Here is an 11,908-nt window from a genome sequence, read left to right as displayed (position 1 = left end):
GTTCCGCCGCGGGTTGTGCGATAGCGGGGGCATGGACTCCATCCGGATCCGGGGCGGCAAGCCGCTCTCCGGCAAGATCCGCATCAGCGGCGCGAAGAACGCGGCGCTGCCGATCCTCTGCGCGACGCTGCTCTCGGACGGCGAGAGCCTGCTCCGCAACGTGCCCGCGCTCCGCGACATCGACACGACCTCCGCGCTGCTGCGGTTCCTCGGCCGCAACGTCGAGGTCGCGGCCCCGCTCGTCAAGGTCGGCGCCGGCGACAACGTGCGGCCCGAGGCCCCGTACGAGCTCGTCAAGCAGATGCGCGCGAGCGTGATGGTCCTCGGCCCGCTGCTCGCGCGCTTCGGCCGCGCCAAGGTGTCGCTCCCCGGCGGCTGCCAGATCGGCACGCGCCCGGTCGACCAGCACCTCAAGGGGCTCGAGGCGCTCGGCGCGACGATCCGGCTGTCGCGCGGCTACATCGTCGCGGAGTGCAAGCGGCTGCGCGGCGCCGAGGTCGTGTTCGATCTGCCGACGGTGACCGGCACCGAGAACCTGATGATGGCCGCCGCGCTCGCGAAGGGCCGCACCACGCTGGTGAACTGCGCCCGCGAGCCCGAGGTCGAGGAGCTCGGCCGGGTGCTCAACAAGATGGGCGCGCGCGTGAGCGGCGCCGGCACGGACGTCATCCACATCGAGGGCGCCGACGAGCTCGAGCCGTTCGACCACGCGATCATCTCGGATCGGATCGAGGCCGGCACGTACATGGTCGCGGCGGCCGCCGCCGGCGGCGACGTGCTGATCGAGAACGCGCCGCTCGAGGACCTCGAGGCGGTCGCGGCCAAGCTCCGCCAGGCGGGCGTCGAGGTGGGCCGCGAGGGCGACTGCGTGCGCGTCCGCCGCGACGGCCGGCCGCTGCGCGCCGTCGACGTCACGACCGCGCCGCACCCCGGCTTCCCGACCGACATGCAGGCGCAGTTCATGGTCCTGATGTGCCTCGCGCAGGGCACGTCGCGCATCGTCGAGACCATCTTCGAGAACCGCTTCATGCACGTGCCCGAGCTCGCGCGCATGGGGGCGCACATCGACGTGGACGGCCACACGGCGCACGTCCACGGCGGCGCGCCGCTGTCGGGCGCGACCGTGATGGCGACGGATCTGCGCGCGAGCGCCTCGCTCGTCATCGCCGGGCTCGTGGCGACCGAGGGCGAGACCGAGGTGCTGCGCGTCTACCACCTGGATCGCGGCTACGAGTTCATGGAGCGCAAGCTCGCGCAGCTCGGCGCCGACACGGTGCGGGTCGAGGGGCGGGCCGGATGACCAAGCCGCTCACCATCGCCGTGCCCAAGGGGCGGATCCTGAAGGATTTGATCCCGCTCGTGCAGCGCGCCGGCCTCGACAGCACGCCGCTCCAGGAGAGCGATCGCCGCCTGGTCCGGCCCACGGCGGACGGCGCCTTCCGGTACGTGTTCCTGAAGCCCGACGACGTGCCGACCTACGTCGAGTACGGCGCCGCCGACCTCGGGGTCTCCGGCCGCGACACGCTCCTCGAGCGCCGCCACGATCTCTACACGCCGCTCGATCTCGGGATCGGCCGCTGCCGCCTCGTCGTGGCCGGGCCGGAGGGGACGCCGATCCCCGACCTGCCGCGCGTCGCCACGAAGTACCCGCGGATCGCCGGGGATCACTTCGCGAGCAAGGGCGTGGTGGCCGAGATCATCCCCGTCCACGGCTCCGTGGAGCTCGCGCCGCTCGTCGGCCTCTCCCACCTGATCGTCGATATCGTCGAGACGGGCGCCACCCTGCGCGAAAATCGCCTCGAGGTGCTCGAGACGGTCACCGAGGTGAGCACCCTTCTCATCGCGAACCGCGCGTCGTACAAGCTGCGGAGCGACGCCGTGCGCCCGCTGGTCGAGCGCCTGCGGGCCGCGACGGCCGGCGCGGCGCGGTGACCGCGGCGGGCGCGCCCGCCGCCGCCGCTCGCGGACGAGGATGAGCCCGCCGCCCACCCGAGACACGAGAGAGAGGAGGCCCAGCTGCTACCGCTATTCGCCGCGCTCCCGGCCGACATCGACGCGTGGGTGGGCGGGGGGACCAGCATCGTCGCCGGCGTGCACCGCGATCCCCCGGGGGCCCTCCGCCTCGACGCCGTCGCCCAGGCCGAGGTCGGGCTGCGGCTCGCGACCGAGTCGCTGTATTTCCGGCTCGATCTCGACGTGCAGGCCGCCTCGGCGCCGCTCGGCCTGCCGGCGTTCGGCCTGCCGGCGTTCGTCTACCCCGCGTGGTCGCTGCCCGCGCCGGAGCTCAAGATCGGCCCGCCCGAGTGGGCGATGCTCCAGATCGGCCGCGAGGACTACCACCTCCGGCTGGGCATCGTCTCGCACGCGATTGGCATCGAGGACTGGGACAGCTGGACCAACTACTTCCCGACCTTCTCGACGATGATCAGCACGGTCCCCGGCCGGATGCTCGGCGTCGAGCCCGGGCTCGTCCTCGGCGAGGGATACGAGATCAACGTCTTCGGCGGCTTCGACCTCGACGTCGACGCGCCGACGTTCGGCGCCGGCCTGACCACGATGCAGGCGCTCTGGTCGACCTGGTCGGGCGTGGCGTTCTATCCGACGATCGATTTCTACTCGGCGGTCGTCGCCCTGGAGCTCTACCCGGCCGAGGCGCTGTCGGTGTCGCTCGACGGCAGCGTCGGGCTCGTCGGCGTGGCGGACGAGGCCGGCGCGATCGAGCTCAAGCCGTGGGTGGGCGGCGAGGTCATCGCCAATGTCCTTCCGACGTTGCCAATCCATCCGCTCTTCCGAGTCCAGGCTCTCCACGAGCACGAGGGCGCGCTCTCTGCGTTCCTGTTCGCGCCCCAGCCGAGCGTCTCCGCGAGCGCCGGGCTCACCTTCACGCCGTTCGACGAGCTGAAGATCAGCCTCGAAGGCAAGGCCTCCAAGGTCGAGGACGACATCCTGCCCGGCCTGTTCGCCCTCGTGGCCCTCCGCCGGCCCGAGCCGCCCCCGTACGCCGCCAAGTGACGAGACGACGGCAGCGGCGCTGCGGCGCTTGACGCCGTCGCCGTCAGCGCGCCGTCAGCGCGCCGTCTGCGCCCGTCACCGCGCGCCTGACAGCGACGGAGGCAGACGGCGTCGAGCGCCGCGCGCGTCGCACTTTTCCATCGATGCGGCGGCCGGCGCGAAACACTCGAAACGGAGCGAGCGCGCAACCACGTCACCATGTAACCACGCAACACGCGACCGACGCGGGCGACCCTGTTTTTCGCGCCTTGCGGGGCTCGCCCTTGTGATAGGGTTGCGGCCCCTCTCATGAAAATCCACGAGTATCAAGGCAAGCAGCTCTTCGCCCGCTACGGGGTGCCGGTACCGAAAGGGGAGCCCGCTTTCCAGGCGAGCGAGGTGGCGCCGATCGCCGACCGGCTGATCGCGCAGACGGGCAACCCGGTCGTCGTCGTGAAGGCGCAGATCCACGCGGGCGGCCGCGGCAAGGGCGGCGGCGTGAAGGTCGCGAAGGGCGGCAGCGCCGAAGCGACCGCCCTCGCCGAGAAGATCCTCGGCATGCAGCTCGTCACCAAGCAGACGGGCCCCGAGGGGCAGAAGGTCCGCCGGCTCTACATCGAGCAGGGCCTCGACATCGCGCGCGAGCTCTACTTCGCGATGCTGGTCGATCGCGAGCGCCGCCGCATCGCGGTGATCGCCTCGACCGAAGGCGGCATGGACATCGAGGAGGTGGCCCACAGCACGCCGGAGAAGATCTTCAAGCTCTTCGTCGATCCGGTGCTCGGCCTCGCCCCGTACCAGGGGCGGCAGCTCGCGATCGCGCTCGGGCTCACCGCGAAGGAGACGCAGCGCCAGTTCCTCAAGCTCGTGGCGTCGCTCTACGCGTGCTTCACCGCGGAGGACTGCTCGCTGCTCGAGATCAACCCGCTCGTCGTGACCGGCGCGGGGGACGTCTTCGCGCTCGACGCGAAGGTGAGCTTCGACGACAACGCCGAGTTCCGGCACCCCGAGTGGAACGCGATGCGCGACGTCGACGAGGAGGACCCGGTCGAGCTCCAGGCGAAGCGGTCCGGGCTGTCCTACGTGTCGCTCGACGGCGACATCGGCTGCCTCGTGAACGGCGCCGGGCTCGCGATGGCGACGATGGATATCATCCTCCATTACGGCGGCAGGCCGGCGAACTTCCTCGACGTCGGCGGCGGCGCCTCGCAGGAGCAGGTCAAGACCGCGTTCCAGATCATCCTCAAGAGCGAGCGGGTCCGCGGCATCTTCGTGAACATCTTCGGCGGCATCATGCGCTGCGACGTCGTCGCGGCCGGGGTCATCGCCGCGGCGAAGGAGCTCGGGCTCAAGGTGCCTCTCGTGGTCCGCCTCGAGGGGACCAACGTCGAGGCCGGCCGCAAGCTGCTCGACGAGAGCGGCCTGACCATCCAGTCGGCGAGCTCCATGGCCGACGGCGCGCAGAAGATCGTCGCCGCCACGCGCGGCAAGGCCCAGAGCGGCGCCTAGGGCGCCCGCGAGCACCGAGCCCCGAACCCAGTTGAGCAGCGAGCGACCGGCGATTGCCGAGCTCCTGTCCACGTTGAAGGTAGAGTAATCAAGCGATGAGCATCCTCGTCAACAAGGACACGCGGGTCGTCTTCCAGGGCATCACGGGCGCCTACGGGTCGCAGCACGCCCGCGCCTGCATCGAGTACGGGACCAAGGTCGTCGCCGGCGTGACGCCCGGTCGCGGCGGCCAGCGCTTCGAGGACAAGGTGCCGATCTTCGACACGGTCGAGCAGGCCGTGCGCAACGAGGGCGCCGACGTCTCGTGCATCTTCGTGCCGCCGGTCGGCGCCGCGGACGCGATCACCGAGGCCGTGGACGCGGGCTGCAAGCTCGTCATCTGCATCACCGACGGCGTGCCGGTGCTCGACATGGTGCGGGTGCGTCGCTTCCTCGAGGGGAAGCCGGCGCGCCTCATCGGGCCGAACTGTCCGGGGGTGATCACGCCGGGCGAGTGCAAGATCGGGATCATGCCGGGCCACATCCACAAGAAGGGGCACATCGGCGTGCTCTCCCGCTCGGGGACGCTGACCTACGAGGCGGTCGGCCAGCTGAGCGCGCTCGGCATCGGCCAGTCGAGCTGCGTGGGCATCGGCGGCGATCCGGTCGGCGGCATGGACTTCATCGACGTGCTCGAGCTCTTCAACCAGGATCCCGAGACGCACGGGGTCGTGCTGATCGGCGAGATCGGCGGCACGGCGGAGCAGCGGGCCGCGGCGTGGATCAAGAAGAACATGAAGAAGCCGGTGGCCGCGTTCATCGCCGGCCGCGCGGCGCCTCCGGGCAAGCGCATGGGCCACGCCGGCGCGATCATCGCGGGCGGCGAGGGCACCGCGGCCGAGAAGATCGCGGCGCTCGAGGCGGCGGGGGCCAAGGTGGCCGCCACGCCGGCCGAGATGGGCGTCGCGATGCAGGCGGCGCTCGCGGCAGCGCGCTGACGGCCGGCCCCCGGCGAGGGGGCTCGTGGCGCGGGGTGGGGGTGGGGGCCCCGCCGAACTCGGCGTGGACATGGCTCATCCGGCAAGCCGGATGAGCCATGTCCACGCCTCAAACATCGGCCCATCCCCCACCCCCACCCCGCGCCACGAGCCCCCTCGCCGGGGGCCTACGCTAATACTTATTTGATGTTGATCCGGTCGCGGCCGCTCACTCTAGCGGGATCGTCCGGCGCTCGGACGAGCTCTGCATCGCGGCCTCGATGATGCGGATCACGTCGCGCGCCTCCTCGGCGCGCACCGGCGGCGGGGCGCCGTCGAGGATCGCGTCCGCGATCCCTTCGTAATAGGCCTCGTAGGCGCCGGGCAGGCTCTCGATCGCGCGACGCTCGCCGGTCGCCGTGACCAGCGTGCCGAACCAGCGCGGGTCCTCCCGGCCCCACTCCGGCGCGCCGGGGCGCTTGCCCGCCTTGAGGGCATCCTCCTGGCCGTCGATGCCGTACTTGAGGAAGCTCCCGCCGTCGCCGTGGACCGCGAAGCGCGCGCCGGGCTCGCACGCCAGCGTCGAGGAGCGCACGATCACCCGGCGCCTGCCGTAGTCGAGCGTGAGGTGGAAATAGTCGACGGTGCGCGCCTCGGGCCGCTGCGCCAGGAGGTCGGCGGTGACGGCGCGCGGCGGGCCGAAGAGCACCAGGGCCTGATCGATCAGGTGCGCGCCGAGGTCGTACAGGATGCCCGAGCCCGGGGCCGCCTCCTCCCGCCAGCCTTGCTTGATGGCGGGGCGGAACCGGTCGAAGTGCGCCTCGTACGAGGCCACCTCGCCGAGCAGACCCTGCTCGATGCAGTGGCGCACCGTGCGGAAATCCGCGTCCCAGCGGCGGTTCTGGAACACCGAGAGGAGCCGGCCGCGACGGGCGGCCAGGGCGATGAGCTCGTCCGCCTCGGCGCTCGTGATCGTGAACGGCTTGTCGACGACCACGTGCTTGCCCGCCTCGAGCGCCGCGCGCGCGAGCGGGACATGGGTCTCGTTGGGCGAGGCGATGACCACGAGGTCGATCCCGGGCTCGGCGATCAGCACCTCGGGCGTCGGATGCACGGCGACGCCAGAGTGGTCGGTCATGACCTGGCCCTCCCGTCGGGTCGCGATGGCGGCGAGGCGCAGCCGCGGGATGGCCCGGATCAGCGGGGCGTGAAAGACGGCGCCGGCGAGGCCGTAGCCGACGAGGCCGACATAGACGCGCTGGGACATGGCTGGGCGAGCTCGCCGCGGACGCTAGCCCGAAGAGCCACTGGGGGGAAGCCCGGCGGCGCGCGTACGGCCGCGGCGCGCCGGAGGAGGCGGGCCGCCAGGGGCGTCCGCACCCCTCGCGATCGCGACGGGCGAGCCGCCCAGCACATCCGCACCCCTCGCGATCGCGACGGGCGAACCGCCACGAGCGTCCACAGCGATCGTGATTCCGTGTGTCGCACCGCCAAAGGGGTGGTGGCCAGATTCGAACATGAAGGCGGGAAGGCGGGAAGAAAAGATCAATGATCTTCCTGCCTTCCCGCCTTCATGGGAATCACTCCGGGGGCAATTGGGCCACCACCGCCAAAGGCCCCTCCGACGCGCACGATCTCACCGCAGAGTCCCGCGCGACCGAGGAGCGCGGGAGAGGTGGTCACCGCGCCTCCGATGTCGTCGCCCCTGCCCCCTGATCGCCGCGGCGTGAGAGCGTTCACGGAGACGCGGCAGCGCTCTTTGCGATAACCTCCTCCGCTTGGAGGCTTTGATGTACGCCACGCGCGTCGTTTCCGCGGTCGCCCTGACCGCCCTGATCGCCGGCAGCTCCCTCGCGGCCGGCTGCAAGAGCACCGCCGAGGCCAGCGTAACCGAGGAGTCGGTCGAGGCGGCCCCGGTCGCGCTCGAAGAGCCGCTCACCGAGGAGCACGACGGCGGCTCGGTCGGCTGGGAGATCGCGCCCGACGGCGCCGTGCGCGCGATCGTGAAGGGGCCCGACGGCAAGCCCATCGACAAGGACGTGAGCGGCACGCTCACCTGGAAAGGGCCGAGCGGCGAGGAGAAGATCCCGCTCGCGCTCGACGCGAAGACAGGGCTCCTCGTCGCGGCCGGGCCCAAGCTCGAGGCCGACCTCACTCCGGTGAGGTACGACATCGTCGTCGCCGGGAAGCCGTGGATTGGCACGCTCCACGTGCCCGCAGGGGGCACGAGGGTCATCGTCGAGGGCGCGCGAAAGGCCGAGAAGAGGCCCATCCCCGCGGGCAAGACGGGCCCGAACGGCGGGATCATCCAGGTGGTCGGCGACGACACGATCGAGGTGGTCGCGGACAAGGCCTCCGGTCAGGTGCGGGTGTACGTCCTCGACGCGAACCTCAAGCCCATCCCTGTCGGCGACCGCAAGATCAAGCTCGGCTTCGTGGGCTCGAGCTCCGAGGTCGTCGTGCTGACCCCCGGCCCGGGCGGCCTCTACGTCGTCGGCACCGTCGCCGCCAAGGTGAACCCCGTGAAGCTCACCGTCGTCGTGGCGCACCCGACCCACGCCGACGTGGTGCTCGTCGGCTACCGCCCCGGCGTGCACGTCGTGGTCGGCCCGGCCGCGCCGGCCCTGAACGTGATCGTGGCGACGACGTGGAACGTGGGCGTGAAGGTCAATGCGGCCCCGGGCGTGGTGGTGGTCCACGATGACGACGACGACGACGATGACGACGGGCGACCGGTCCACATCCACGTGCACGGCAAGCACAAGCACAAGCACAAGCACCACCACCACCCCCACCACCGCCACTAGGGCCCTCGCGCGGCGCTGGGCGGCCTACCTCTCAACCGAGGTCGACGCCGCCTCGCTCGCCGTCTTCCGCGTCGCCTATGGCGGCCTGATCGCGTGGGAGGTCGTCCGGTACGTCCTCCACGATCGGATCTACCGCTATTACATCGAGCCCGGCTTCTACTTCAGCTTCGTCCCCTTCATCCGCCCCTGGGGCGGGACGGGGATGTACTGGCACTTCGCCGCCGTCTTCGTCCTCTCGCTCCTCTGCGCCGCCGGGCTCTTTTACCGGGTGAGCGCCGCGCTCCTCTGCGCCGCGCTCACGTATGTCTTCCTCCTCGACAAGGCCCAGTACCTCAACCACCTCTATCTCCTCTGCCTCCTCGGCCTGCTGCTCGCCGTCGCCCCGGCGCACCGCGCCCTCTCGCTCGATCGCCTCCGCGCGCGCCGCGCCTCGCCGGCCGGCGCGCCCGCCGAGACGGCGCCGCGCCTCTACCTGTTCGCCCTCAAGGCCCAGATCGCGATCGTCTACTTCTACGGCGGCGTCGCGAAGCTGAACGGCGACTGGCTAGCGGGGCAGCCGCTCACGATGTGGCTCGCCGAGCGCCGCGGCGCGCCCCTCGTCGGGCCGCTCCTCGCCGCGCCGGCCGCGGGGCTCGCGCTCTCGTGGGCAGGGCTGCTCATCGACCTCTCGATGGGCTTTCTGCTCTTCTCTCGACGAACCTTCCCGATCGGCGCGGCGCTCGCCGTGGTCTTCAACCTCTCCAACGCGCTCCTCTTCAAGATCGGGATCTTCCCCTACGCGATGATCGCCTCGCTCGCGCTCTTCGCCGATCCCTCGTGGCCGAGGCGGCGCCTGCCGCTCCTCTTCCGGTTCCGGCGCGCGGACCGCCCGGGCGACGGCGCCGAGGTCCCCTCGCCCGCGGCGGGGCGGCGGCGCGGCCTGCCGCTCGCGCTGCTCCACGGGTACCTCCTGGTCCACCTGGCGGTGCCGCTCCGCCACTGGGCCTATCCGGGCGACGTCGCCTGGAACGAGGCCGGACACCGGTTCTCGTGGCGGATGAAGCTGCGCGACAAGAACGTGAGCGAGCTCGACATCCGCGTGCTGGATCCGAGGACCGGCGTGCGCGAGTCGCTCGACCTCGAGGCGTGGCTCACCGATCGCCAGCTCGGGGAGATGAGCACGCGGCCCGACATGATCGTCGACTTCGCGCACCACGTGGCCGACCGCTGGCGGGAGGACTTCGGGGTGAGGCCGATCGTCACGGCCAGGGTCGTCGCGTCGCTGAACGGAGGGCCGTACCGCGATCTCGTCGACCCGACGCTGGACCTCGGGTCGCAGCCGAGAGGGGTCCTCGCGGTCGTGCAGCCCCCCTAGCCCCGCGCCGCCCAGCGGCGCTGGCCCGGTGACGGAAGAGCTTGAACCCCAGAGGCACGGACGAGAGGGCAAAAGCCGGTCGCCCTTTCCAGCTCGCCGGCGCTGAGCTCCGGAGCCGCCGTTCGCTGACGAGCCTGGTTGGAAGTCGTGCCACGACGAAGAGGCCGCCTCGCTGCTGCCGAGAGCGGCGGCCCTCCGCCCATCGTCACAGCACCCCTGAAGAGTAACCCGCGCGACAATCCTGCCCGTAGAAGAGGTTGTCGTCGCTCTACAGCCTCTGGGCTGCACGCGTCCCTCGGCGCCTCGTGTGCCCGCCGACCGGCTGGGCGCGACGACGACCCCGAATCGGCTTGTCATCGCTGCAGGATTGCAGCACCATCCACGTGTCTTGGGAGGTGATCCGTGTCGGAGCTCGATGGGCAATACTCTGGTGCTGCGCTGCACTCCTTCATCCGCGGCCTCGAGCGGTCACAAACGCTCATCGACCGGATCCTCAAGGCTCATGGCCTGGATGGAATCGACGAGGATGCTTGGTACCCGCTGGAGACGGCTCGATCCATCTTCATGGCCGTCGGCGAGCAGGTCGGCGACGTGGTCCTCCATGCGGTCGGGATGAAGATCATGGAATCGGCGAGGCTCCCTCCGGAGATCAAGGGCCCGAAGGACGCTTTGGCCAGCCTCGACACGGCATACCGCATGAACGTCCGAGGACCCGGCATCGGGTACATCGCCACCACCTTCGAGGACGAGCACAGCGCGATCATCCACTACGCAACCCCGTTGTTTCCATGTGCGGCGTGCCGCGGCGTCGTCCAAGGGTGCTTCAAGAAATTCGGCCAGAGAGCGCTGCTCGAGCACGGCACGGACGGCTGCATGGACAGAGGCGCGCCGTTGTGCACGTTTCACATCACATGGTGAAATGGCCAACCTGATGACGACATCGGTGAGCGAGCACATCGAACGGGCGTCCGACGAGCTCTCGGCGGAGCTCTGTGATCAGCTCGTGAAGCGGCGCGGGGGGGCGTTCGCCAGCATGGGTGCCCCGGCCGCACGGCGGCTCGTCGCCAGGCTCCTGGCCGCCCTCGCGGCCGACGTCGAGCGCGGCGCGACCGAGCAGACCCGGAGGGCCGTGACGGAGCTCCTCGATGTCCCTCAGCCCGTGCAGGTCGGCTGGCACGATCTGCGCCTGTTGATCACGTCGCTGCGCAAGGCGCTCTTCGCGAGGTTGGACAACGAACGCGACATCCCGCCGTCCGCGACGCGCGCGCTGGAGGAGCTGCTGTCCCATGCCACGTTTCAAATCGGGCTATGGTTCGTCACGCAGCGCGAGGAGATCATCGAGAAGCAGGCGGGCCAGCTCGAGGTCCGGCTCGCCGAGCTCGCGGCGCTGGACGCCGAGAAGACCCGCGTCCTCGAGCAGGCGCAAGCGCTGAGCCAGAGGCTCGACAGCATCCTGGCGAACGTGCCGGCGCTCGTGTGGGAGACGCGGTTCGGCGACGGCGCTGCGACGCCGAGCGCTCAATTCGTCAGCGACTACGTCAAGGTGCTGACCGGATACAGCGCGGCCGACTGGTATTCGACCAGCGAGTTCTGGCTGACCATCACCCACCCCGACGACAAGCCGCGGGCCCTGGCCGAGACCGGCGCGATGCTGGCTGCCGGCGGGGGCGTCTGCTCCGTTCGATGGATCACCAAGGACGGGCGCACCATCCACGTGGAGATCGGCATGGTCCCTATCAAGGACGAGGCCGGCGCGGTCGTGGGCGTGCGCGGCGTGACCGTGGACGTCACCTCCCGCAGGCAAGCAGCAGAGGCGGAAGCGGCGGCGCGGCTCAGGGAAGAGATCATCCGCATGCAGGCGGCGCGGCTGGACGAGCTGTCCGCGCCGTGCATTCCGATCACGGACAAGGTCATGGTCATGCCGCTCATCGGCGGCATCGATCACGAGCGCGCGCAGCGGGTGATCGACGCGCTGCTGCAAGGGGTCGAGAGGACCGGCGCGAGCGTGGCCATCATCGACATCACGGGCGTCCGCGAGGTCGATAGCCACACGGCGGACGCCGTCCTCCGGGCGGCGAGGTCGGTTCGGCTCCTCGGGGCGCAGGTGGTGCTCACCGGGATTCGCGCCGAAGTGGCCCAGACGCTCGTTCACCTGGGCATCGATCTGAGCGGCCTCGTGACGAAGGGCACCTTGCAAAGCGGCATTGCTCACGCGGTGAGCAGCGCCTGGTAGGCAGCCCCGGGCCGAGGCAGCGGCGCCGCCGCGGCGATCGGGGCGAGCCCGGGGAGCT

At 70.8% G+C, this 11,908-nt stretch carries 10 protein-coding genes; 9 read left to right on the top strand and 1 reads right to left on the bottom strand.

From position 1 onward, the window contains the following. Nucleotides 1-31: 31 nt before the first annotated feature. From murA to sucD, 5 genes are all read left to right on the top strand, one after another. On the top strand, nucleotides 32-1,300 hold the full coding sequence (gene murA / locus WME98_RS22500) for a UDP-N-acetylglucosamine 1-carboxyvinyltransferase (protein ID WP_020742157.1): 1,269 nt from the start codon (nucleotides 32-34) through the stop codon (nucleotides 1,298-1,300). Then, entirely contained in the window at nucleotides 1,297-1,932 is a 636-nt protein-coding gene (gene hisG, locus WME98_RS22495; protein WP_061626578.1) for an ATP phosphoribosyltransferase, read from the top strand. Before murA ends, hisG begins: the two co-directional genes overlap by 4 nt. Nucleotides 1,933-2,061: 129 nt before the next feature. Next, complete coding sequence (locus WME98_RS22490; protein ID WP_437953137.1) at nucleotides 2,062-3,012, top strand: hypothetical protein; 951 nt, start codon at nucleotides 2,062-2,064, stop codon at nucleotides 3,010-3,012. A 288-nt stretch (nucleotides 3,013-3,300) separates the two neighbouring features. Next, a complete protein-coding gene (gene sucC / locus WME98_RS22485; protein ID WP_061626576.1) occupies nucleotides 3,301-4,500 on the top strand; it encodes an ADP-forming succinate--CoA ligase subunit beta in 1,200 nt (399 codons plus the stop codon). A 95-nt stretch (nucleotides 4,501-4,595) separates the two neighbouring features. Then, complete coding sequence (gene sucD, locus WME98_RS22480; RefSeq protein WP_061626575.1) at nucleotides 4,596-5,477, top strand: succinate--CoA ligase subunit alpha; 882 nt, start codon at nucleotides 4,596-4,598, stop codon at nucleotides 5,475-5,477. A 208-nt stretch (nucleotides 5,478-5,685) separates the two neighbouring features. On the opposite strand, the gene WME98_RS22475 is transcribed toward sucD, so the two are convergent. Then, nucleotides 5,686-6,723 (bottom strand): oxidoreductase, encoded by a 1,038-nt coding sequence (locus WME98_RS22475; RefSeq protein ID WP_437953136.1) that lies wholly within the window; start codon nucleotides 6,721-6,723, stop codon nucleotides 5,686-5,688. 523 nt (nucleotides 6,724-7,246) lie between these two features. On the opposite strand from WME98_RS22475, the gene WME98_RS22470 reads away from it, so the two are divergent. The 4 genes from WME98_RS22470 to WME98_RS22455 all read left to right on the top strand — a co-directional run bounded on the left by WME98_RS22470 (nucleotide 7,247) and on the right by WME98_RS22455 (nucleotide 11,850). Beyond that, on the top strand, nucleotides 7,247-8,263 hold the full coding sequence (locus tag WME98_RS22470; protein ID WP_437953135.1) for a hypothetical protein: 1,017 nt from the start codon (nucleotides 7,247-7,249) through the stop codon (nucleotides 8,261-8,263). Then, nucleotides 8,157-9,617 carry an HTTM domain-containing protein gene (locus WME98_RS22465; protein WP_437953134.1) on the top strand — a complete coding sequence of 487 codons (1,461 nt, stop codon included), beginning with the start codon at nucleotides 8,157-8,159 and terminating at the stop codon, nucleotides 9,615-9,617. Before WME98_RS22470 ends, WME98_RS22465 begins: the two co-directional genes overlap by 107 nt. Nucleotides 9,618-10,019: 402 nt before the next feature. After that, nucleotides 10,020-10,535, top strand: a complete 516-nt coding sequence (locus tag WME98_RS22460) for a hypothetical protein (protein ID WP_437953133.1) — start codon at nucleotides 10,020-10,022, stop codon at nucleotides 10,533-10,535. Nucleotides 10,536-10,548: 13 nt separating this feature from the next. Next, nucleotides 10,549-11,850, top strand: a complete 1,302-nt coding sequence (locus tag WME98_RS22455) for a PAS domain-containing protein (RefSeq protein WP_437953132.1) — start codon at nucleotides 10,549-10,551, stop codon at nucleotides 11,848-11,850. Nucleotides 11,851-11,908: the final 58 nt, after the last annotated feature.

The sequence above is a fragment of the Sorangium sp. So ce296 genome, assembly GCF_051529605.1.
Taxonomy (GTDB): Bacteria; Myxococcota_A; Polyangia; order Polyangiales; family Polyangiaceae; genus Sorangium; species Sorangium cellulosum_D.
Note: the sequence above shows the minus strand (reverse complement) of the source record. Positions and strands in the feature narration are given on the sequence as shown.

Coding starts and splice junctions, on each gene's coding strand:
- murA (WP_020742157.1), top strand. CDS start 32: ATGGACTCCATCCGGATCCGGGGCGGCAAGCCGCTCTCCGGCAAGATC.
- hisG (WP_061626578.1), top strand. CDS start 1,297: ATGACCAAGCCGCTCACCATCGCCGTGCCCAAGGGGCGGATCCTGAAG.
- sucC (WP_061626576.1), top strand. CDS start 3,301: ATGAAAATCCACGAGTATCAAGGCAAGCAGCTCTTCGCCCGCTACGGG.
- sucD (WP_061626575.1), top strand. CDS start 4,596: ATGAGCATCCTCGTCAACAAGGACACGCGGGTCGTCTTCCAGGGCATC.
- WME98_RS22475 (WP_437953136.1), bottom strand. CDS start 6,723: ATGTCCCAGCGCGTCTATGTCGGCCTCGTCGGCTACGGCCTCGCCGGC.
- WME98_RS22470 (WP_437953135.1), top strand. CDS start 7,247: ATGTACGCCACGCGCGTCGTTTCCGCGGTCGCCCTGACCGCCCTGATC.
- WME98_RS22465 (WP_437953134.1), top strand. CDS start 8,157: ATGACGACGACGACGACGATGACGACGGGCGACCGGTCCACATCCACG.
- WME98_RS22455 (WP_437953132.1), top strand. CDS start 10,549: ATGACGACATCGGTGAGCGAGCACATCGAACGGGCGTCCGACGAGCTC.